The sequence below is a fragment of the Sphingobacterium sp. LZ11T8 genome, from assembly GCF_024261425.1.
Lineage (GTDB): Bacteria > Bacteroidota > Bacteroidia > Sphingobacteriales > Sphingobacteriaceae > Sphingobacterium.
In genome coordinates, this window is the sequence record NZ_JANBZY010000006.1 from 1 (window position 1) to 20691 (window position 20691).

Below are 20691 nucleotides of genomic sequence, written 5' to 3' on the forward strand. Positions count from 1 at the left end.
TCTGGAGTTCGTTGGTGGAGAATCCCTTTTTTGTGCAACTCATCAGGAACATCGTTTTGTACCACACCAGAAACGGCAGCTTGGAGCTCTCCATGATCGTACCGCTGCGCAACGAGGTGCGGAAACGGCAACCTTTGCATTCATAACTCCATTTACCCTGTAACCAATAATGGGAAGTGCCCCCGCATCGCTTGCAGACAACCCCTTCCTTATCACGCTGCTCCTTGAAATGCAAACGACAATCTTCCTCCGAACCGAAATGAGCCGTAAAACTGAATATGTTCATAATCCCTGCTTTTTGAGCGCTAATATACTAAAAATATTAGGTGTGTTTGCGGAGAATCAGAAAATATTAATCAGAAAGTACGGGCTACATTTGCAGGCAATGTTCATGCTCTTGGCGATGTTGGTCTGCGCCGTGGTACTGACCTCGTGTGAAAAAGACGACCTCGACATACAACAAAATTACCTGTTTGAGGTACAGGTAATGCCTGTTCCAAAGGATGTGTCAAATGGTCAAACCGTAGAAATAAGGGTAACGATACAGCGAAGCGGAAATTTCAGTGATGCAAGTTACTACATCCGCTATTTCCAGTTTGACGGACAGGGAGCATTGCGCTATTACAGTGAACCGCCGTATATGCCCAATGACGTGTACCTGTTGCCACAGACACAATTTAGGTTGTATTACACCTCGCAATCCACCGTATCACAGGCGTTTGATATTTGGATTTCGGACAACTTCGGGAACGAAAAGCAAATAAGTTTCCAGTTTAACAGCCGTGATTAAAGACAGAAAAAACCTGCACGTTGGGCAGTTTTTTTTCATTTTTAAGCCTGCCATTCGGTGCTTTTTCGTAAATTCAAAGTGTCGAATTATAATAGCTATCGTTATGGGTGCATCACTGGTTTTAGGCATAATAGCACTGGTTTTGGGATTAGGTCTCCGTTACTGGATTAACCGCAGGAAGTTTTACAGGCGTAGCCCGACCGGAGCGGAAGGCTTTTCATCCTATGAAAAGTCGGTTATTATTAAAACTTCTGAACGTTTGGGCAAATGGATAGCTTATGCTTTGATTATATTCGGTGTGCTGTTCTTGTGGAGTTATTCGAGACAGAAAAAGGCAAAAGAAAAAGCATCCCAAAACACGGAGATACAGAACCCACGATAAGTAACGATATTTAGTTTTAGGGAACGGTACAGGTCTTTACGGTCTGTACCGTTTTTCTTTTACAATCTTCCCATGTTAAACCCAAATTGAAAAGGCGGATGGCTGTTGTATAAGAAAATCCACATTGTTATCTTTGCTATTAGAAAATATAAAAATCTTAAAGTGTTTTTGCTTTAAGTCTCGACATTTAAAACTGGTAATTTTAAACAATTCTCCGAGACAAATAAGTAAGAACGCTCATGCTATGGCGTGGGCGCTCGCTTATTCGGAGAGAGGCGTACCAGTGCCTTAATGTCGATAAGTGTAGTTGCCTACGCTTTTTTATTGCAGGTCGCTACTTTTAAAAACAGATATTATGGTTACTGGAAAAGAAAACAAAAAAAAAGTCTGTGTAGCGGTCATAGATAGCCATGCACATCTTCGGGAGATGCCCGTAAAGCAACTTGAAAATTCGGGCTATACAGTATTGTTCCAAACAGGTAACGGGCAGGATGCCCTACAAAAACTAAAAGAGAATAACAGATTACCCGATGTCTGTCTCATTGAGGAAGATTTTGCCACGGCTAAACTTTTACTCGAAAAGCATCCCGATTTGAAAGTCCTAATTTCCAGTACGGAAGACGACACCGAAAGCGTAACGGATATGCTAAAGGCAGGTGTTTCGGGATATATTCTGAAATTTGCAGACCCCGATGAAATGCTAACCGCCGTTAAAGCATTGAGCGAAAACAAAAAATATTTCAGTGTTGGGATTAGTGGGATAGCAATGGAATATTTTAAAAATCAATCACAATCTTAGGTTTCTTTGCTAATCAAAACTTCTAATTTTATATTCTATTGTTTTCCGCAAGTTTCCTATAATGTTCTCCCAATGCTGTCAATTTGCAAGATTTACTTTCCATTGCGACATTCCACATATGTTGAGCGCCTACTGGTTTAAGTAAATTAAGTCTATTATATTTTTGTAGAACAGCAAATATCTTGGTGTTTTCTTCAATTGGGTCGGGCATACCTTTATCTCGTCCTTTCATTTCCGGTTCAAAGGAAGGGTCAAGATTAAATTCAAATCCGGCTACGGGAAATAAATCTTTTATCATTCGTAAGTCGTCCAATTCTATTGAGGGTGACGCTTTTCTTAAAGATATAAAGTTCCGTACATTTGTTTTGAAGATAGGTCGTTGCTCCCATGCCCCCAAGGATTGGTCAATATGAGCATAAACACTTCCTGGCGTTATATCTCCTAAAATATTAGAGGCACTACCGTTTAGGGCGTCAACTAATAATGTTGTAAAAACGCCACTACCGTTTTGTTCTGATGCATATTGGTCGGAGGTTGAGGCTGTTAAAATAGTTATTCCCTCATTAATTAAAGCACTATCTTTTATATTAGGTGGATTTCCGGCAATACCCGAATGACAACTATCTAATATAATAACTTTGTTGGTTGCTGGTGAATCGTTAGCTAAAACTAAAATATCGTTTAAAGAAACTCCATCATCACCTCTTTTTGCATCACTTCCTAACAAATAGCCACCTGTTGTTTCAATATGCCCATGACCAGCAAAATAAAGCAAGGCTACTTCTGATTTAGTGTTAAACAGCTGGCTAATAGCATCTTTAAGCTGACCTCTATCAAGGGATTCTCTCTCATTTGAAGCTGTGAGCAATTTACAATCAAAGTTTACTGAGCCATCAAAATTTCTTTCTAAAATGCCTTTGACTGAGTAGGCATCATTAACACAACCATATAAATCGCCTCCATTTGGATAGTGATTTATTCCGATAATTAATGCAATTTTCATTATAAGGAATCAATGAAATTTTTAATATTGTCCCAAGTCCAAACTTTCGTAGTTATACCTGCGATTTCGGTTCGGTCATTTGAGTACGCCCAAACCCCAAGAATTTTTTTTCTCTCTTCCTTAGCACATTGAATTTCCCACTTTTGTCCTGATGACGATAAAGAATTCTTGCTAACTAAAACAATTATACCATCGGAACGTCTAATTCTCGTTCTAACTCTGGATTTCCAATCTTCACTATAAGGTTCTTTCACAGACATATCAATATATTCGAAAGGTGAATGTGTTAAAAGAGATTGTCCTTTCAAAAAATCTCTTTGTGTTTTGTCTTCAATAGCAAATGCGATAAATACAACTTTCTTCATAAATGACTAATTTTTTTATAACACTCCATTTTTTAAAAATAGCGAGATTAGCTTGTGGCTTACACTATGGTTTATTTTACAACAAATTTAATAAATAAAAACGTCCTCTCCGTCTCTAATTCGAACTAATTTATAATCTTATGGTTTCTTTGCTACTTTCTTTTCCGTCTCAACTCATGAAAGAAAGTAGGCTATGCTCTATACAACCTATTTGGAAAATGCAGGTAAGAAACTGCGGAGCGGAAGCATTTAACAAAGGGGTTGTTCCGCTTTCCGCAAAAAGACGGTCCCGACCATCGAAAGGATCTATCTTTTTGCCCACCGGATTTTAATAAAAATGGGAACGGCGCACCGTTCCCGAAAATTCAAGAATTATAAAATACATGACCGCTATCGCTCCAATAGTCACCGCTAAACAGGTCACGGGCATAAGCCTCATAATCGAAGTACGTTTTTGCAAATTCGGGCAAGTCCATTTGCTCTACCTGTTCATAGGCAAAATCTTCCTCGTCCTTGTATTCCCCTATATAGTCATCGTCAAAGTCGCTCATTAGGTCGTCAATATCCCCCTCGGACAACTTACGGTGTCCATTGTCACACCATATTAGAAATGCCTCTTTTCGGGTTTCGTCCATATCTTCCAAAGCCTCCAAAACCTCAAATATGCTATCGCTTATCCAACATTCGCCGATTAAGCCGTTTGGGATGTTCTCGTAATCTTGAAACATAAATTCGGGGTCTTCCTCGTCATCGTGCAACTCCCTGCAAGCGTCGTAAAATTCGTCTTTGTCCGCATAGTCGGATAGCGTTAGCCATTCCCCGAAGATTGAACCGTCATTATATTTTGCGTATGTGCCGACATATACCCTTGCTTCCGATGTGTTTATTTGATGTGTCATTTCTTTACTGTTTTGAATTAATTTTTTTGATTTATTCGGCAATGAGAGGTGGTGCTGTTGTTTTGTTTCAATACCATTTCCAATGCTTATATTCCTCATGCCTGACATTTTTTTTATTCGTGTAAAGAGCCGGAGTATGCTGTGTTTCGTTTCGAGAGCAGTTTAGGTTAGTGTTTAGGATGCACAAGGTTTTGGAAAACAAATACTACCCAACGGGTGGAGATTTTTTTTCAAACTTGCATGACCTTTTGCCTCCGTTAAGAACACGTCCAACCTTTGCTCCATGAAACGTGAACAACAGGCATACCCGCTTTTTAGGTATAACCAAACGTGGAAGAAATGGGGATAGCATTGCCGAAATGGTTCTAAACAGGCAGACTATGCCAAATAATTCAACCCAAAGACACAATCCAATATCCACTCCATCAGTATGATAAGTTTGTCTGTGCGGATTAATCCGTGTGGTTAACAGGCAAAAAACAGTTGAAGATGGATAAAGAAAAAGCGAACGATTTAACACCCGAAAGAGTTGTACAAATCTTGAAAAAGAAAGGAACAGAGGTCAATTTAGAGGAAGCAAAAACCATCTTGGAGTTTGTCAAGAAGATAGCTGACATTGCAGTTAACCAGTATCTAAGAGGAAAACTATAACCTAATGAACAAGGAAAACTGTTGTGATGAGAAAGGCAGATTTATACATACGTGTATCGACAGACGAGCAAGCGGACAAGGGATATTCGCAACGTGACCAAGAAGACCGATTAAGAAAATATTGTGAGATAAAAGGTATTTCGGTAAGGGATGTGTACATAGAAGACCATTCGGCAAAATCTTTCAAACGTCCAGAGTGGCAGAAATATTTATCCAACCTGCGTAAAACAAAAAACAACAAAGCGGGGTCGATAATATTATTTACCAAATGGGATAGGTTCAGTAGAAATGCAGGAGATGCGTATCAAATGATTAACCAGTTACGGACACATGGCGTTGAGCCTGTTGCGATAGAACAGCCCTTAGACCTTACCATTCCCGAAAATAAAATTATGCTTGCGTTCTATCTTGCTTCACCGGAAGTTGAGAACGACAGGCGTGCATTAAATGTTTTTCACGGAATGCGCAGGGCGAAAAAAGAGGGGCGGTATATGGGTACTGCTCCATTGGGATATGTCAATAAGATAACAGAGGGCAAAAAGAAATTCATAGCACCGCATGACTTTGAAGCACCCATATTAAAATGGGCGTTTGAGCAAATCGTTTCCAATAACTTCAATACGGAACAGATATGGAAAATGGTTCGGGAGAAAGCCGATGGAAAAGGTCGGTTCAGCAAAAATAACTTTTGGGTAGCCGTCCGAAACCCCTTGTACTGTGGCAAAATATTCATTCCTCCCTACAAAGAGGAAAAGGGATATTTTGTCAAAGGACAGCATGAGCCATTAATCAGCGAAAAGACATTTGCGGATGTACAGGATATACTCGATGGGAGAAAGAGGGTTGTAAAGCCTAAAATCGTGGCTATGGACAATCTACCGCTTAGAGGGTTTATTAAATGCCCTAATCCTAATTGTAATAGGATGCTCACAGGAAGTGCCTCAAAGGGCAAGATGGGCAATTACTATTACTATTATCATTGCACTTCCTCCTGCGGAGTACGTTTCAAAGCCGAAACCGCCAATGAGGCTTTCTTAAAACAGTTACGGCATCTATCACCAAAAGAGGGTATGGTCGATGTTTTTATCGAAGCCTTTATAAAAGACTTCAATAACAAGACCAAAGCCCAAAATACCGAACGGGCAAATATCATAGGTGAGATTGATGCGTTGAACAAACGCTATCAAAATGCTCTTTTAAAGAATGCCGATGGAGAAATGGCAGATGACGATTTCCAAGAAGTAAAGAAATTGACCAAAGGAAAGATTGAGGCTTTGGAACGGAGATTAAACGACTTGGCAGTAGTCGGAACGGAGATAAAAGACTTGGTAGCATCCACCTTAAAAAAGGTCGCAAACATTGATAGACGCTATGAAAACGGCGATATTGAGGAAAAAAGGCTTATAGTGAGTTCGATGTTCCCCGATTTTTTGGAATTTGACGGAACACAACATCGAACTCCGAGGCTAAATTCTGCGATTGCACTTATCTATCAGAATAACAGCAAGTTACAAGACAAAAAAAATGGGACAAGTCTTTCTTTTTTAGACTTGTCCCAAGAGGTGATCCCGCTGGGATTCGAACCCAGGACCCATACATTAAAAGTGTATTGCTCTACCAGCTGAGCTACGGAATCGTTGTTCTTTTATCGAGAACCCTTCGTTGTTTGAAGTGATGCAAAGGTAGAAAAATCCTTAATATGTGCCAAATCTTTTGAACTTAAATTTGTCCTTAATCAAATAAGTCGCTGTTTTTCAGTTTGAAAAAATGAATAAAAATATTGGCTTAGATATATACTGAAGTGGTTTCTGTTCAATTTTTACCCAAAAACTTGCAGAAACAACCATTTTGCCGGACAGCAAAAGGGGATCTGTTTTTCCATATTCATTAAAAAATTGAAATAAGTGGGGGCTGAAATTATTAGGGCGTTGCATTCGGGAATTGTTTTACCCATGTTCGGGCCATATTGCGAAATTCCGAATATGTCTCGAATGAGACCAAAGCCATGTACATCTGAAATCAAAAACGATTGTTAAAATTTTGATCTAAGCAAGGAGGGAGGCAATGCTGGTATCGAATTTAATGAAAACAGTGCCTATGGTCTAAAGGTAGAAACTCTTAGGGAAAATAGGATACTTTGTAAAGGTTAATAATCCTTGAACTTAGAAATTGCCTTAAAAATAGCTTGCCCTGATCATTCTGGGAACTGAGTTGATGTCATGGAGAATATCAACTTTAGCAAATCCTTTCTTGATCAGAAGTTCCTTGGTTTCTTCGGAAAGGTATTGGTTGATCTCGAAATAGAGGGTTCCTTCTTTTTTGAGGTGTTTTAGGGCGAATGAAGCGATATGGTCGTAAAACAATAATGGGGCTGAGTCTTCCACAAATAAAGCCGTGTGCGGCTCGAAATGCAGTACATTGCGGTGCATATCCCTTTTCTCGTCATGGGTGATGTAGGGCGGGTTGCTGACAATGATGTCATATTGCTCCTGATCAAAGACCAGGTTCCATTCCAGGATGTCCAAACAACGGAAATCAACAGGGCAATCATTTTGTTGAGCATTCTGTTTAGCAATGGCAATGGCCTCTGGGGAGATGTCCACTGCGGACACATGGGATTCAGCAAGACCTTTTTTCAAGCTGATCGCAATACAGCCAGTCCCTGTGCCGATATCGATTATATCAAGATCGGATTTGCGCTTGTTTTCGGAGATAATCAGCTGTACGAGTTCCTCCGTCTCAGGTCTGGGGATTAAGGTATCCTCCGACACGATAAACTCCATTCCATAAAAAGGAGCCCTTCCAATAATCTGTTGGATAGGTCTGCCGGTCTGAAGCTGTTGCAGGAGCAAATTGAAGTTGGTCTCCTGATCCTCCGAGAGCTTATCTTGCAACTTCATGCTAAGTTGGATCCTGCTGTAACCCAGCAAATGTTCGGCAGCAATCTGAAACAGGCTCAGTGCCTCATCCTGATCATAAATCGACGATAAATCCGACACAAATTTTTGCCTTAAGCTGCCTATAGAATCCATACAGCAAAGGTAGGAAAAAAACTTGTGGCGAGCTGCTCTTGACAGCTCGCCACAAGTTTTTTAGACATCAGACAATAGACACAAGACAACATACCCTCGGCAAGAATCTCACACAAACTGTTGGGGTGTATCGCATACACCCCAACAGTTTATGTGCGTTAAGCTGGCGAAATATAGGTTATGATCTTGGCCTATCCTCTCATCTTTTCCATCCTGGTTCATTCCCTGATCTTGGTCTATCCTCTTATCCTTTTAATCCTGGTTCAAACAAGTTGGCATAGACGAGCAGCTCCTACGAACCTGTGAATTATTCTGGCCAAATATAAGATCATGGTCATAGTCCATCCGGAAGGTTTTTCTCAATCCACCAATCTCCATACTCAAATCTATTTCACTACCTTTGAAACATGCATAATCAATACATGAAGCGATGTTTGGAATTGGCTGTCTTGGGGGCAGGCAAGACCAGTCCGAATCCGATGGTGGGGGCAGTGATTGTCCACAATGGAGAAATTATTGGAGAGGGTTATACGTCGCCTTATGGAGGTCCCCATGCGGAGGTGAACGCGGTTCGATCAGTGATCGATCAGGTCGGAGAGGCGAAGGCAAGGGAGCTGTTTTCGGAGAGCACGATCTATGTGAGCTTGGAGCCCTGTGCGCATTTTGGGAAGACACCGCCCTGTGCGGACATGATCGTGGACATGGGTTTCAAGGAAGCTGTGATCGCTTGTTTGGATCCCTTTGCAAAGGTAAATGGTTTGGGCCTGAAAAAGTTGGAGGATGCGGGGATTAGCACTGAAGTAGGGGTTTTGGAGGATGAGGCTAAGTGGGTGAACCGCAGGTTCTTTACAAAACTGAAAGAGTTCCGTCCTTACGTAATCCTGAAATGGGCAGAAACGGCCAATGGTTATTTTGCACCTGTATCGGGGCAGCGCTGGATCAGCAATCAGGCAAGTAAGCAATTGGTGCATAAATGGCGTTCGGAGGAAGATGCGATCCTGGTCGGCAAAAGAACGGCAGAGCTTGACAATCCAAGCTTGACGGTTCGGGACTGGGAAGGACGGAACCCGAAGCGCATATTGATCGACAAAAATCTTGAACTTCCGGAAAGTCTTTCAATTTTTGACGATGCAGCGGAAACCATAATTTTCAATGCTCAGAAAACCGATTGGCAGGGTAACCGGAAATATATAGAACTGGAGAATTTTGACCTGTACCTTCCACAGCAAATCCTTTATCAGCTGTATTTAATGGATGTACAGTCCATTATCGTTGAAGGAGGTAGAAAGACGCTTGACCTGTTTATTCAGGCAGGACTTTGGGATGAAGCCCGCATATTTGTAGGAGCCGAATCATGGTCTGAAGGCATCGAGGCTCCAAAATTAATTGGAGACATGAGGGAAGAAATAAAAGTAGGTTCAGATCTATTGAAAATTTACCTTCCAAAATAAATCGAATCATAATTTTTCCTAGCAAAGCTTGCCCTCAATCTATTGGGAGGCTTAATTCACTATTTTATAAACTTGTTTTTAAAATTAAAATACGTAATTGAAAGTTAAATATATTATATTTAGCTATGCGTATATCCGAGCATATCCTATACTTTATTTGGCGTTATCGACTTTTTGCTCCATTTGATCTTTGTTGTACGAATGGAGATGAGATTGAGGTTGTTCAAATGGGCAACTATAATACCGATGCTGGACCAGACTTTCTTCTTGCCCATCTTCGTATAAATGGCCAGGACTGGCATGGACATGTTGAAATCCATGTAGACCCCAATGATTGGAACCAACATGGACATCAAAAGAACAAGGCTTATAATGCAGTGGTGCTGCATGTGGTCTGGGAAGCCGGCTTGGACTGTTTCCTAGAGGATGGAACCCTCATTCCCTGTTTGGAATTGAAGCCTATCGTTGAGGAATCCCTATTACAGAAAATTGAGAAACTCTTGCAGAATAATCACTGGTTGCCCTGTAGCTATGGAATGGATCAGGTGCCAGACTATCAGAAGATCCAGGTCTTGAACCGAATGGGGATTGAGCGATTGGAGCATCGCTATAAGATCGTGGTCATGATGCTCAACAGCTATAGAGGGGATTGGGAAAGGGTATGTTTGGGAATGTTGGCAGGTGCGTTTGGAATGAAGGTCAACAAGCAATCCTTTCAGGACCTGAGCCAGATCCTGTCCTTGAAATTGATCCAAAAGATGAAGAATAGCCCCGAGAATATACAGGCCTTGTTTTTTGGGCAGGCGGGGTTCTTGAAGTCCTATAAGGGGGGTGATCCCTATATCTTAAAGCTTCAGGCCAATTATGGCTATCTGAAGAAAACCCAGAAGTTAATTGAACTTTCCGCCTTTCAATGGAAGTTTATGCGCATGCGACCCTATAATTTTCCGACGATTAAATTGGCCCAGCTTGCAGCGATGTACTGTCGCTTTGCCTCTTGGTTTTCCCTGATCGTGGAAGCGAACAGTTTGGATGAATTAAAAGGATATTGTCAGCAATTGGAGATTCCAGAGTTTTGGAATACGCACTTTCATCTGGAGAAAGAATCGGTCAGGCACAATACCCGGATTTCCGAGCAGTTTTTCCATCTCTTGGCGATCAATAGCTTTGTGCCCATTTTATTTTCCTATGGGAAGTACATAGGGAACCAGCAGTATATGGATCGCGCCTTGCAATGGTTGGAGCAGCTGAAGCCGGAGGTCAATTCCGTTTGCCGACGTTATATGGGATTTGGCTTGGACCTGTTCAATGCACTGGAGACCCAGGCCGTGTTACATTTAAGGTCGGCCTATTGCAATTCCAAGCGATGTCTGGAATGTGGTATTGGGGTATCGATTATCCGAAAGGATTAAGCTTTTAGGATCTCAGCAATTTCAGGGAATCCTTTTTCTGCAGCCATATCGGATGCAGTATGCCCGAAATCGTTACGGATGGCGATATTGGCGCCATGTTCCAATAGAATGATGATCATATCGATATTACCCTGTTGGGCGGCCAAGTGCAGAGGGCTGATCCTGGAGGATTGCAGCACATTGACTTCAGCACCGGCTTCGATCAGCATTTTGGCAATATTGTTCTGTCCGTTACTTAATGCCGAGTGGATAGGGAAGACCTGATATCCATTTTGGGAGGATGAATTGGGATTAGCACCGTTTCGCAATAAGATGCGAACGATATCCTCTTTTCCAAAGTGGGAAGCTATGCCTAGCGGGTAAAAGCCATGGGAGGAGAGTTCGTTGATGACATCAGGTTTTTGGTCAACCATAAACTGTACCTGTTCGGTCAGGCCAGCGGCACAGGCTTCGTGTATGGTGATGCTCTTGATATATTTGAGGATGACCTGCACGATCTGGCTTTTTTGGTAATAACAGGCCAAAAGCAGTGCTGAAATGTCATGGCTGGTGTTTTCCTTGACAAGGTCGGGGTTTTGGCTCAGTAATAAATCTAAATCTTGGTAGTTTCCGGTCTCAATATATTCTTCCAGTACTGTCAAACTCATAGTCCTTATTTTGCGTTACGAAATAAACAAAAAAAAGTTAAAATAAAGTTACTTGGGCCCTAAATTTCTATGTTTTGCTATAAAATATTTTAGGTTAATAAATGTAATCTATACAATTTTTTTTGTTTGGGTACGAACACTATTTAATTTTTGTAGCTGATTGTCTACAAAATAGGAAATCTACCACCTTGTCTTATAACTTTTCTGTTGATTTTTTTACTTTTGTAATGCCCTCCCCAAGGGCATGTTTTTCATAGGTAGATGTAGGGTCGAATTAATCTAATTCGACCCTTTTTTTCTTTAGGGCTCAAATTTAGTTTCCAATTAGGTATTTTTTGACTTAATGGGATTTGTTGAAACGGCTAATTATTAACTATAAAAGGGTTTTGCAGGTACTGTGGAGGAAGTTTCATAGATTTGTAACATGAGCAAAAGAAAAATTGTTGTAGCCATTACCGGAGCATCCGGATCCATCTATGCGAAAGTGCTGTTAGACAAGCTGCAGCAGCTTTCAGAGCAGATCGAAGCTGTAGGGATCGTTATGTCGGACAACGCCAAGGACGTTTGGAAGTTTGAACTGGACAACGATAGTTACAAAGATTATGATTTTCCGACCTATCAGAAGAGTGATTTTATGGCGCCCTTTGCTTCTGGTTCGGCAAAGTACGACTGCATGTTTGTCGTTCCCTGTTCTATGGGGACCATGGCAAGGATTGCACATGGGATTTCCTCGGATCTGACGACCCGAGCGGCCGATGTGATCCTGAAGGAAAGGAGAAAGCTCATTTTGCTTACTCGAGAAACCCCGTTGAGCAGCATACATATCCAGAATATGGCCCTGATTACCCAGGCGGGTGGAATTATCTGTCCAGCTTCCCCATCGTTTTACAGCCGTCCACAAACCTTTGAAGAATTGGCCGCAACCGTTGTAGACCGTGCCCTGGATATCGCAGGATTTGATCTGAGCGGTTTAAAGACCTTTCGTTGGAGTGAATAATTTCATTGATCCTTTTATAGATAGGGACAGCAGGTATTTTGCGAATAATGGGATATACAAGGATTCCTAAAAGTTTTTGTAACAGTATTCATTGAATTTTGTACTTTTGTTTTTTAATGAAACAGCTGTTAATATCTTCGAATAAGGAGTTTTTATACTTGAAGAAGGTTTTTGAAAATGCTCATTGGAAAAGAACCTTTGGAAGGCTAGCTGGTTCCCACAACTTAAACAACAGCATTCAGCACAATTTTTTGATTTTCAATTCAATTCATGGCTACAATATTAATTAATTCTGCGACTTTGGTTTCGGCAGGACATCCGCTGCATTTGTCTACTGTAGACGTACTTGTGAAAAATGGCAAGATCGAACAGATTGCCAAGAAGATCAAGTCGGACGACAATAAGCTTCAGGTGATTGACGGGAAGGATTCATTTCTTTCTGTAGGATTTTTTGACCTCAACGTTAATTTCGGTGAACCGGGTTACGAAACGAAGGAGGACCTTCAGACGGGAACTGCAGCTTCGGCAGCAGGAGGATTTACGGCAGTGGCCGTACAGCCGAATACCAATCCGCCAATCCACAGCCGTTCGGAAGTAGCCTTGATCGTCAATGCTGCCAAAGGAAACCTTGTGGACGTTTTTCCGGTAGGGACGGTCAGCAAGAAACGCGAAGGCAATGAATTGGCTGAACTATATGATATGAAAGTCACAGGTGCCGTAGCCTACAGTGATGGTACGCACAGTATACAGCAGGCGGGTCTGATGTCCCGTGCCTTGCTTTATGCAAAAGGTTTTGATGGATTGATCATGGCATTTCCGGAGGATGACTCCATCGCCGCGGACAGTAAAATGAATGAAGGTGAAGTGAGTACCTACCTTGGCATGAAAGGTATCCCTAACCTAGCGGAATCCGTTATGATCTCTAGGGATCTTTTCCTAGCGGAGTATAATGAGGCGCCAATCCACTTCAGTACCATCTCTACGGAAGAAGCAGTTGACCTGATCAAAAAAGCTAAGAGTAAAGGGATTAAGGTGACCTGCGATGTCGCTGCACATAACTTGGTCTTTACAGATGAGGACGTTAAGGGTTTTGATAGCAATTATAAAGTAAGCCCTCCATTGCGTACCAAGAAAGATGGAAAAGCCCTGATCAAAGGATTGAAAGATGGCGTGATCGATGCGGTGGTATCACAGCATACTCCACAGGAGATCGAATTCAAGCAGGTGGAATTCCAGATTGCGAAAAATGGAATCATTGCGGCACAGACCGTCTTGCCATTGTTACTGAAGGCAGGTTTGTCCGCCGAGCAGATTGTAGAGAAATTAGCGGTTAACCCTAGGAAAATCTTAGGACAGGAAGTTCCTGTGATCGCAGAAGGAGCAGAGGCAAATTTGGTGTTGTTTAGTCCATCGAAAAAATGGATATTTGATAGTAAGACCAATAGATCAAAATCAGCAAACAGCCCGTTGTTCGGTCAAGAATTAACAGGTCAGGTATTAGCTGTAATTAACAATAATAAGTTGCACATCAATTAAATAACATATGGATACTAAAGTAAAGAATGCCTTAGAGGCTGCTGTAAATAATTATGCTAAGGTAGAGCAGATTGATGGACAGGATATCCTTCCGGGCTTAGCTTCCGCATTTGAATTAGATGCTCCATTTATGGATAAGGTAGAGGCCATGGATGCTGTTTTTGATGACAATCAACGCTTTGAAGAACTGCGCGAATATAGTTTTGACCTGTTGATGATCAACTTCTTTGCAGAGGATGTCCAGAAATTGGAAGAGGACTATCTCGATTCAGAAGAATGGGAAGCGATCGAGGAGGAAACTCTTGATCGTGGCTCAGAACTGTTGAATATTCTATTATACCTGAAAGAATGTGAAGATGACGAGGTTGAGCCTTCGTTGGATGATTTCTTGAAGGAGTTCCTTTTGGTTGAAGAAGATGAATTTCAGGATGAATACAGGATTTACGAAAAGGTAATTGCCAACCAGATCTTGATCGATAGCGACTATAATGAAATCGCAAAAGTGGCCAAAGGGCTTTCTGAGGATGATGAATTGGTTGATTTATTCTATCCTTTGATTTCTTTCTTCAACGAACAGAAACCAAATGCAGGACAGTTGGAGGAATATGCGCAGGCAGCTCCGAATAAGGCATTAGACCAAGCCCTACTGCAATTAATCATAAACTACAACTCATAAATTATGGATTCAATCAACGCTACAAATAATGTAAGGAAACAAGCCGTGATCAATGGCGTCATCTTGGGAGTGATATCCTTTGTTCTTTCCATTATTTCCCTTTATTTTTCGAAATCAGCTACATCGATCGTTACTTCATCGGTCATCAATATCTTCGTTAGTTATGCGGTTTTCCTTGCGATTGCAGTATTCTTTATCCTGAAATTGAGAAAAGCTAACGGTGGGTATTGGGATTTTTCTACGGCCCTGAAGAATATCTTTATTATGTTGGCCATTACGGCTGCCATAGGTCTTATCGGTATCAATATATTCAATATGGTTTATCCAAGCTTACAGGTAGAAGCTATTGAAAACACGCAGAACCTGACCATTGAGATGATGGAAGCCAATAATATGCCTGATGAGCAGATTGATGCTACCTTGGAGATGTTGGATCAGCAGAAGGAAGCCTTAGGTTCCTTGTCGATCGGGCAGATCCTGAAGGGATTGGCGGTTTCCTTATTGCTTTACTTTGTATTGGCCTTGATTTTTGCGGCAATCTTCAAAAAAGAGAAACCCATGTTCAAACCTGCAAGCAGTTCGGATGAAGCACATCCTTGGCAAAACACAGATAACAACGATAATAACGCTTAACAAACGCTAACGTTTATATGATAAAGGTATCATCCAAAAATGATACCTTTGTTCTTTATTCATTATGGACATTTCAGTAGTAATACCTTTATACAACGAGGAAGAATCACTTCCTGAATTGACGGCTTGGATTAAGCGCGTTATGGATGCCAATAATTTCACTTACGAAATCGTTATGGTTGACGATGGCAGTAAGGATAGTTCTTGGAAGGTGATCAAGAACCTGAAAAAGGCGAATGAGAATGTTATCGGTATACGTTTCAGGAGGAACTATGGGAAATCGGCGGCGCTTAACGTTGGTTTTGCAGCGGCGGAAGGCGATGTGGTCATTACGATGGATGCTGACCTTCAAGATAGTCCTGATGAGATTCCAGAGCTTTATGACCGGATCATGAACCAAGATGCTGACCTGGTTTCAGGTTGGAAGAAAAAGCGGTATGATCCATTGACAAAGACCATTCCTACCAAGTTGTTCAACTCTGCTACGCGCAGTATGTCGGGTATAGACAACCTGCATGACTTCAACTGTGGGCTGAAAGCCTATAAGAAGGATGTGGTAAAGAGCATAGAGGTTTACGGTGAGATGCACCGCTATATTCCTGTACTGGCCAAATGGGCTGGTTTTAGCAATATACAGGAGCAGGTCGTTCAGCACTATCCCCGAAAATATGGTACGACCAAATTTGGTCCGGGACGCTTTGTAAAGGGATTTCTGGATTTGATGTCCATATTCTTTGTAGGAAAGTTCGCCAAGAGGCCCATGCACTTCTTTGGACCTTTAGGCGTTATCAGTTTCTTACTGGGATTTTTCATTACCATCTGGTTGATCTGCGAAAAGCTGATGAGCATCGCCAATGGTACCGTTTATAGAAATGTGACCGACCAGCCATTGTTCTTTTTGGCATTGGTGGCCATCATCATTGGATCACAGTTATTCCTGACTGGATTTGTTGCCGAGCTGGTATCGCGCAATGGTTCCGATAGGAATAAATATCATGTAGACGAAGTCATCTAATATGTTTTTTTCCATCATCGTTCCTCTCTATAACAGACCGGTTGAGATCAAGGAAATGCTCAGTTCTTTGTTGGACCAAACCTACAAGGAATTTGAAGTGATCATTGTGGAGGATGGATCCAAAAATAATGCGGAACATATTGTAGATAAGTTCAAAGACAGACTGGATATACAGTATTTCTTTAAGGAAAATGAAGGTCAGGGATTTGCTCGGAACTATGGTTTTGAAAGAGCAAAAGGAGATTTCTTCATTGTTTTTGATTCTGATATCATTGTTCCAGAAGATTATCTGCTCAAGGTAATCGAAGGGATTGAAAAAGATAAACTGGATGCATTTGGTGGTCCAGATGCAGCACATTCTTCTTTTACGGCCATACAGAAAGCGATCAGCTATTCGATGACCAGTCCGTTTACCACAGGCGGTATCCGTGGCAATAAAAAGCATGTCGGACAGTTTCATCCCAGAAGTTTCAATCTAGGGATCAGCCGTGCCGTTTGGGAGAAAACTGGGGGATTTAAGCTTTCCCGTCGCTCAGAGGATATCGAATTCAGTATCCGGATGATCAATTCCGGCTTTAAGGTTGGTTTGATTCCAGATGCTTTTGTTTACCATAAACGAAGGACGAGCTTTGCTCAATTCTATAAGCAGACCTATAATTTTGGAAAGGGAAGGATCGATATTTACTGTCTTTACCCGAAGGAATTGAAGCCTGTTCATGCCCTGCCTGCCGTATTTGTGTTGGGCTTGGCTTTCTTGCTCATGATCGATGTCATCAACCTGTTGACCATGGACGAGATCTATTTTTTACATATCCTGGGCCTGATAGGCAATTCTTTTCTAGCGATCTATACCATATTGCTGTTTCTACATGCCTTGGTCAGTACCAAGAGCCTGAAGGTTGCCTTCTTGTCGGTGATTGCAGCTTATACGCAATTGATAGCGTATGGGTCTGGATTCCTAAGCCAATATGCCCAAAAATTTATTACGAATAAAAAGGCTTCAAAGAATTGATAAATTCCTGATGCTTTATTAAATTGTGATGAGGAGATACTATGATTTCATTAACTCAAGGAAGTTTAGATAAATTAGAAACCCTGTTCAGTGATCTTGGCTATAAACTGCGCTATGAGAAGGGATCGTTCCGAACCGGTGCATGTGTTCTGCAGAACGCCAGGGTGGTCGTGGTAAACAAGTTCTCGACCGTGGACATGAAAGTGGTTTCCCTATTGCAAATCTTGGAAACCATGGAAGTGGATGAGAGCTTGATCCAAGAAAAATTAAAGACTTTTTATCAGCAAATAAAAAAGACAAAAATTACGTTTTGAGAGTAACATTTTTAGGTACAGGAACCTCGCAGGGAGTTCCGGTTATTGCATGTCCATGTGAAGTCTGCCATTCGGAGGATAAGCGAGATAATCGCCTACGTTCTTCGATATTGCTGGAATACAATGGCTATTCGGTCATTGTGGATACAGGACCTGACTTTAGGTACCAGATGTTACGCCAGGAAGTCAAGCGCCTGGATGCCGTATTAATGACGCATTCCCATAAAGACCATATTGCAGGTTTGGATGATGTCCGTGCCTTTAATTACCAACAGCAGCAATCTATTCCGATCTATTCCAATAAGGCGACCCATGATGCCTTGAGGAAGGAGTTTTACTATGCCTTCAGTGATTATAAATACCCCGGAGTGCCTCAGCTGGAGCTTGAGGAAATCTTTGCCGGACAGGCTTTTGAGCTGTACGGAAAATCAATCCTGCCAGTGGAGGTGATGCACTATAAGATGCCTGTTCTGGGATTTAGGGTCGATAATTTTGCCTATATCACCGATGCCAAGACTATTTCAGAAGAATCCTTTAAATTATTGGAAGGAGTGGAGGTTTTGGTGATCAATGCCTTGCAACGTGAACCTCATATTTCCCATTTGACTTTGGAGGAAGCTATTGAAGTTTCCAATCGGATACAACCCCAAAAAACCTACCTTACCCATATTTCACATCGTTTTGGAAAGCACGTGGAGATAGAAACTATGTTGCCGGATGGAATTTATGTGTCTTACGATCAGTTAGTTATTGATTTATTGTAAAAAAATATGTCTGTTTAAAACAATTTGTTTGAATGACTTGTTTATCCTAATGAAAATTGAATCATTGAATAAACTATTTTACAAAACACAAATTTTAACTACTATGGGAAATATTTTGTATTTAATCGCGGTTATTCTCGTCATCATTTGGGCAATTAGCTTCTTTGGAGGTTATGCTACTGGCGGTATTATTCACATTTTATTGGTTATTGCCATTATTGTGATCTTATTGAGAATAATCAGAGGCAACGCTTAAATTTTATTAAATAACAGTTGAGCAATGGCTATGTCTTCTTCAAAGGTAATCTTCAGGTTCTGTTGATCACCGGGGAGCAGGTATAAGTTATTGCTCAACTTTTCTACAACAGATGCGTCATCTGTAAAAAAGCTTTCCTCAGGCTGTTCATAGGCTTCGATCAGTAGTTTGCCCATAAACAGTTGTGGCGTCTGTACCAACCAGACCATCTGCCTATCCACTGCATGGCTTTGTTCCTGCATCCCCATCCTTACAGAATTTGTACTCTGTACAGCAGGGATTACCGCAGGTCTATCCAAGTTACAGGTCGTATATAACTCATCGATCAATTTGCCGCTCAACAATGGTCTAGCGCCATCGTGAACCCCAATTTTAGATTCTAACCCCAGTTGGGCACTTCCCTTAATAAATTCAATACCATTTTTTACGCTCTGGAATCTCGTGTTTCCACCTTGAGTCACCTGATGCGGGATGTTGAAATCAAATTCTCTGCAGAGTTCATCCCAAAGACCAAACATCTGTTCGGAAAGAACGAGGATAATTTCGGGCTTGGTCTGTGAAGAGGCGAATTTCTCCAGGGTATGCATGAGGATGGGTTTTCCATCCAACAGAAGAAATTGCTTTGGGAGATTTCCTCCAAGCCTAGAGCCTGTTCCGGCAGCAACGATGATGACAAAATGGGTAGACATAGCTTCGATATAGCGTTTAATAAAGCAAAGTAAATAAAAAGGAATAAAAAACGCAGGTCATTGACCTGCGTTTTTCTTATTTAAGGAGTAAATTATTAAATAATCAACATAGCGTCTCCATAGCTATAGAAACGGTATTTCTCTTTTACGGCAACTTCGTATGCATTCATTACATTTTCATATCCTGCGAAAGCTGCAATCATAACCAAAAGGGTAGATTGTGGAGTATGGAAATTGGTGATCATCGAGTTGGCGATGCTGAAATCATAAGGAGGATAGATGAACTTTGAAGTCCAGTCATTTGCTGCTTTCAAATGTTTGTCGGCAGATACTGAGGATTCGATAGCGCGCATGGATGTTGTACCTACTGCACAGATCTTGCGTTTGTTATCGATACCCTTATTAACGATGCGAGCAGCTTCCTCAGAAATGATATACTGCTCGGAATCCATTTTATGTTTCGTTAAATCTTCAACTTCAACCGTACGGAAAGTGCCAAGACCTACGTGAAGGGTTACTTCAGCGAAATCTACGCCCTTAAGTTCTAAGCGTTTCATCAATTCGCGGGAGAAGTGCAATCCAGCGGTTGGCGCTGCAACGGCACCTTCGTTTTTAGCGTAGATAGTTTGGTAGCGGAATTTATCTTCAGGAGTTGCTTTTCTTTTGATGTATTTAGGAAGAGGAGTTTCGCCTAAGATCTCGATGTTCTTACGGAACTCTTCGTCAGTACCATCAAAAAGGAAACGGATGGTACGGCCACGGGAAGTGGTATTGTCTACTACTTCGGCAACCAAAAGATCGTCATCTCCGAAATACAATTTGTTACCAACACGGATTTTACGAGCAGGATCAACCAAAACGTCCCAAAGGCGTAATTCTTTGTTCAGTTCCCTCAACAAGAATACTTCGATAGTCGCTCCAGTCTTTTCTTTATTACCATACATACGAGCAGGGAAAACCTTTGTGTTGTTCAAGATCATGACATCTTTATCATCAAAATAATCCAGAACATCTTTGAAGATCTTGTGTTCGATTTTTCCACTATCGCGGTGTAAAACCATTAAACGAGATTCATCTCTTTGTTCTGAAGGCTCAGATGCTAGCAATGACTCTGGAAGATTAAAGTTGAATTGAGATAATTTCATGTTATTCTACTGATGTATTATGCCCTCTAGCCTTACTGGGGCTAGATTTTAAAAAGGCTTACAAAATTACGAAATTAAAAGCTAATTATACCCTTTTTCTTGTATTACAACAATTTAATGATAATATCGGGTAAAACCATGTAGCTATGACTGTACATTTTAGTACATGTTCAACCGAATTTATTTAATAACATTGATTTCTATAAAATATATTGTAATTTAA

23 protein-coding genes, 1 tRNA gene and 1 pseudogene are annotated in these 20691 nt (G+C 41.2%); 16 read left to right on the forward strand and 9 right to left on the reverse strand.

Annotation, left to right across the window (positions count from 1 at the left end; genetic code table 11):
* On the reverse strand, nt 1-286 hold a 286-nt coding region (locus NLF99_RS14345; RefSeq protein ID WP_254529111.1), incomplete at its 3' end, for a transposase.
* 99 nt (nt 287-385) lie between these two features.
* On the opposite strand from NLF99_RS14345, the gene NLF99_RS14350 reads away from it, so the two are divergent.
* From NLF99_RS14350 to NLF99_RS14360, 3 genes are all read left to right on the forward strand, one after another.
* On the forward strand, nt 386-790 hold the full coding sequence (locus tag NLF99_RS14350) for a DUF3872 domain-containing protein (protein ID WP_308214544.1): 405 nt from the start codon (nt 386-388) through the stop codon (nt 788-790).
* Nucleotides 791-893: 103 nt separating this feature from the next.
* Complete coding sequence (locus NLF99_RS14355) at nt 894-1172, forward strand: hypothetical protein (RefSeq protein ID WP_045756378.1); 279 nt, start codon at nt 894-896, stop codon at nt 1170-1172.
* A 355-nt stretch (nt 1173-1527) separates the two neighbouring features.
* Nucleotides 1528-1971, forward strand: a complete 444-nt coding sequence (locus NLF99_RS14360; RefSeq protein WP_149913536.1) for a response regulator transcription factor — start codon at nt 1528-1530, stop codon at nt 1969-1971.
* Between the two features lie 28 nt (nt 1972-1999).
* Here the strand turns inward: NLF99_RS14360 and NLF99_RS14365 are convergent, their stop codons facing one another.
* The 3 genes from NLF99_RS14365 to NLF99_RS14375 all read right to left on the reverse strand — a co-directional run bounded on the left by NLF99_RS14365 (nt 2000) and on the right by NLF99_RS14375 (nt 4238).
* A complete protein-coding gene (locus NLF99_RS14365) occupies nt 2000-2974 on the reverse strand; it encodes a caspase family protein (protein ID WP_149913537.1) in 975 nt (324 codons plus the stop codon).
* The gene (locus tag NLF99_RS14370; RefSeq protein WP_149913538.1) at nt 2974-3339 is read right to left on the reverse strand and encodes a TIR domain-containing protein; all 366 of its coding nucleotides are present in this window, start codon (nt 3337-3339) and stop codon (nt 2974-2976) included. Before NLF99_RS14370 ends, NLF99_RS14365 begins: the two co-directional genes overlap by 1 nt.
* 365 nt (nt 3340-3704) lie before the next feature.
* On the reverse strand, nt 3705-4238 hold the full coding sequence (locus NLF99_RS14375; RefSeq protein WP_149913579.1) for an antirestriction protein ArdA: 534 nt from the start codon (nt 4236-4238) through the stop codon (nt 3705-3707).
* Nucleotides 4239-4727: 489 nt separating this feature from the next.
* Here NLF99_RS14375 and NLF99_RS14380 point away from each other — a divergent pair, with 489 nt between their 5' ends.
* Entirely contained in the window at nt 4728-4889 is a 162-nt protein-coding gene (locus NLF99_RS14380) for a hypothetical protein (protein WP_185211645.1), read from the forward strand.
* Between the two features lie 26 nt (nt 4890-4915).
* Nucleotides 4916-5713 (forward strand): annotated as a pseudogene (locus tag NLF99_RS14385) (recombinase family protein); the annotation flags it as partial.
* Between the two features lie 739 nt (nt 5714-6452).
* On the opposite strand, the gene NLF99_RS14390 reads toward NLF99_RS14385, so the two are convergent.
* A tRNA-Lys gene (locus tag NLF99_RS14390) sits at nt 6453-6525 on the reverse strand.
* A 538-nt stretch (nt 6526-7063) separates the two neighbouring features.
* Nucleotides 7064-7921, reverse strand: coding sequence for a peptide chain release factor N(5)-glutamine methyltransferase (prmC, locus tag NLF99_RS14395; RefSeq protein ID WP_254529114.1), 858 nt, complete (start codon nt 7919-7921; stop codon nt 7064-7066).
* A gap of 407 nt (nt 7922-8328) precedes the next feature.
* On the opposite strand from prmC, the gene ribD reads away from it, so the two are divergent.
* Together ribD and NLF99_RS14405 are read left to right on the forward strand one after the other, a co-directional pair.
* Complete coding sequence (gene ribD / locus NLF99_RS14400; protein ID WP_254529115.1) at nt 8329-9372, forward strand: bifunctional diaminohydroxyphosphoribosylaminopyrimidine deaminase/5-amino-6-(5-phosphoribosylamino)uracil reductase RibD; 1044 nt, start codon at nt 8329-8331, stop codon at nt 9370-9372.
* 125 nt (nt 9373-9497) lie between these two features.
* A complete protein-coding gene (locus NLF99_RS14405; RefSeq protein WP_254529116.1) occupies nt 9498-10784 on the forward strand; it encodes a DUF2851 family protein in 1287 nt (428 codons plus the stop codon).
* Here the strand turns inward: NLF99_RS14405 and NLF99_RS14410 are convergent.
* Nucleotides 10781-11431: an ankyrin repeat domain-containing protein gene (locus NLF99_RS14410; protein WP_185217087.1), complete on the reverse strand. Its 651-nt coding sequence runs from the start codon at nt 11429-11431 to the stop codon at nt 10781-10783. The genes NLF99_RS14405 and NLF99_RS14410 overlap by 4 nt on opposite strands.
* A gap of 424 nt (nt 11432-11855) precedes the next feature.
* Here NLF99_RS14410 and NLF99_RS14415 point away from each other — a divergent pair, with 424 nt between their 5' ends.
* The 9 genes from NLF99_RS14415 (at nt 11856) to NLF99_RS14455 (ending at nt 18634) form a co-directional block, all read left to right on the forward strand.
* Nucleotides 11856-12428, forward strand: a complete 573-nt coding sequence (locus tag NLF99_RS14415; protein ID WP_254529117.1) for a UbiX family flavin prenyltransferase — start codon at nt 11856-11858, stop codon at nt 12426-12428.
* A 270-nt stretch (nt 12429-12698) separates the two neighbouring features.
* Nucleotides 12699-13964, forward strand: coding sequence for a dihydroorotase family protein (locus NLF99_RS14420; RefSeq protein WP_254529119.1), 1266 nt, complete (start codon nt 12699-12701; stop codon nt 13962-13964).
* 7 nt (nt 13965-13971) lie between these two features.
* Nucleotides 13972-14640, forward strand: coding sequence for a hypothetical protein (locus tag NLF99_RS14425; RefSeq protein ID WP_254529121.1), 669 nt, complete (start codon nt 13972-13974; stop codon nt 14638-14640).
* A 3-nt stretch (nt 14641-14643) separates the two neighbouring features.
* Nucleotides 14644-15273 (forward strand): DUF4199 domain-containing protein, encoded by a 630-nt coding sequence (locus NLF99_RS14430; RefSeq protein WP_185211653.1) that lies wholly within the window; start codon nt 14644-14646, stop codon nt 15271-15273.
* A gap of 64 nt (nt 15274-15337) precedes the next feature.
* Nucleotides 15338-16288, forward strand: a complete 951-nt coding sequence (locus NLF99_RS14435; protein ID WP_254529123.1) for a glycosyltransferase family 2 protein — start codon at nt 15338-15340, stop codon at nt 16286-16288.
* 1 nt (nt 16289) lies between these two features.
* Complete coding sequence (locus NLF99_RS14440; protein WP_185217082.1) at nt 16290-17300, forward strand: glycosyltransferase; 1011 nt, start codon at nt 16290-16292, stop codon at nt 17298-17300.
* A 41-nt stretch (nt 17301-17341) separates the two neighbouring features.
* The gene (locus NLF99_RS14445; RefSeq protein ID WP_254529124.1) at nt 17342-17614 is read left to right on the forward strand and encodes a hypothetical protein; all 273 of its coding nucleotides are present in this window, start codon (nt 17342-17344) and stop codon (nt 17612-17614) included.
* The gene (locus NLF99_RS14450; protein WP_254529125.1) at nt 17611-18378 is read left to right on the forward strand and encodes an MBL fold metallo-hydrolase; all 768 of its coding nucleotides are present in this window, start codon (nt 17611-17613) and stop codon (nt 18376-18378) included. Before NLF99_RS14445 ends, NLF99_RS14450 begins: the two co-directional genes overlap by 4 nt.
* Nucleotides 18379-18481: 103 nt before the next feature.
* Nucleotides 18482-18634, forward strand: a complete 153-nt coding sequence (locus NLF99_RS14455) for a lmo0937 family membrane protein (RefSeq protein ID WP_139185413.1) — start codon at nt 18482-18484, stop codon at nt 18632-18634.
* Here NLF99_RS14455 and NLF99_RS14460 read toward each other — a convergent pair.
* Both NLF99_RS14460 and queA read right to left on the reverse strand, forming a co-directional pair.
* Nucleotides 18631-19323 (reverse strand): 2-C-methyl-D-erythritol 4-phosphate cytidylyltransferase, encoded by a 693-nt coding sequence (locus tag NLF99_RS14460; RefSeq protein ID WP_254529126.1) that lies wholly within the window; start codon nt 19321-19323, stop codon nt 18631-18633. The genes NLF99_RS14455 and NLF99_RS14460 overlap by 4 nt on opposite strands.
* A 95-nt stretch (nt 19324-19418) precedes the next feature.
* Complete coding sequence (queA, locus tag NLF99_RS14465; protein ID WP_185211659.1) at nt 19419-20468, reverse strand: tRNA preQ1(34) S-adenosylmethionine ribosyltransferase-isomerase QueA; 1050 nt, start codon at nt 20466-20468, stop codon at nt 19419-19421.
* Nucleotides 20469-20691: the final 223 nt, after the last annotated feature.

What these genes read in the sequence shown, in the direction of transcription:
- NLF99_RS14350 (WP_308214544.1), top strand. Translation starts at nt 386, where the DNA reads ATGTTCATGCTCTTGGCGATGTTGGTCTGCGCCGTGGTACTGACCTCG.
- NLF99_RS14355 (WP_045756378.1), top strand. Translation starts at nt 894, where the DNA reads ATGGGTGCATCACTGGTTTTAGGCATAATAGCACTGGTTTTGGGATTA.
- NLF99_RS14360 (WP_149913536.1), top strand. Translation starts at nt 1,528, where the DNA reads ATGGTTACTGGAAAAGAAAACAAAAAAAAAGTCTGTGTAGCGGTCATA.
- NLF99_RS14365 (WP_149913537.1), bottom strand. Translation starts at nt 2,974, where the DNA reads ATGAAAATTGCATTAATTATCGGAATAAATCACTATCCAAATGGAGGC.
- NLF99_RS14370 (WP_149913538.1), bottom strand. Translation starts at nt 3,339, where the DNA reads ATGAAGAAAGTTGTATTTATCGCATTTGCTATTGAAGACAAAACACAA.
- NLF99_RS14375 (WP_149913579.1), bottom strand. Translation starts at nt 4,238, where the DNA reads ATGACACATCAAATAAACACATCGGAAGCAAGGGTATATGTCGGCACA.
- NLF99_RS14380 (WP_185211645.1), top strand. Translation starts at nt 4,728, where the DNA reads ATGGATAAAGAAAAAGCGAACGATTTAACACCCGAAAGAGTTGTACAA.
- prmC (WP_254529114.1), bottom strand. Translation starts at nt 7,921, where the DNA reads ATGGATTCTATAGGCAGCTTAAGGCAAAAATTTGTGTCGGATTTATCG.
- ribD (WP_254529115.1), top strand. Translation starts at nt 8,329, where the DNA reads ATGCATAATCAATACATGAAGCGATGTTTGGAATTGGCTGTCTTGGGG.
- NLF99_RS14405 (WP_254529116.1), top strand. Translation starts at nt 9,498, where the DNA reads ATGCGTATATCCGAGCATATCCTATACTTTATTTGGCGTTATCGACTT.
- NLF99_RS14410 (WP_185217087.1), bottom strand. Translation starts at nt 11,431, where the DNA reads ATGAGTTTGACAGTACTGGAAGAATATATTGAGACCGGAAACTACCAA.
- NLF99_RS14415 (WP_254529117.1), top strand. Translation starts at nt 11,856, where the DNA reads ATGAGCAAAAGAAAAATTGTTGTAGCCATTACCGGAGCATCCGGATCC.
- NLF99_RS14420 (WP_254529119.1), top strand. Translation starts at nt 12,699, where the DNA reads ATGGCTACAATATTAATTAATTCTGCGACTTTGGTTTCGGCAGGACAT.
- NLF99_RS14425 (WP_254529121.1), top strand. Translation starts at nt 13,972, where the DNA reads ATGGATACTAAAGTAAAGAATGCCTTAGAGGCTGCTGTAAATAATTAT.
- NLF99_RS14430 (WP_185211653.1), top strand. Translation starts at nt 14,644, where the DNA reads ATGGATTCAATCAACGCTACAAATAATGTAAGGAAACAAGCCGTGATC.
- NLF99_RS14435 (WP_254529123.1), top strand. Translation starts at nt 15,338, where the DNA reads ATGGACATTTCAGTAGTAATACCTTTATACAACGAGGAAGAATCACTT.
- NLF99_RS14440 (WP_185217082.1), top strand. Translation starts at nt 16,290, where the DNA reads ATGTTTTTTTCCATCATCGTTCCTCTCTATAACAGACCGGTTGAGATC.
- NLF99_RS14445 (WP_254529124.1), top strand. Translation starts at nt 17,342, where the DNA reads ATGATTTCATTAACTCAAGGAAGTTTAGATAAATTAGAAACCCTGTTC.
- NLF99_RS14455 (WP_139185413.1), top strand. Translation starts at nt 18,482, where the DNA reads ATGGGAAATATTTTGTATTTAATCGCGGTTATTCTCGTCATCATTTGG.
- NLF99_RS14460 (WP_254529126.1), bottom strand. Translation starts at nt 19,323, where the DNA reads ATGTCTACCCATTTTGTCATCATCGTTGCTGCCGGAACAGGCTCTAGG.
- queA (WP_185211659.1), bottom strand. Translation starts at nt 20,468, where the DNA reads ATGAAATTATCTCAATTCAACTTTAATCTTCCAGAGTCATTGCTAGCA.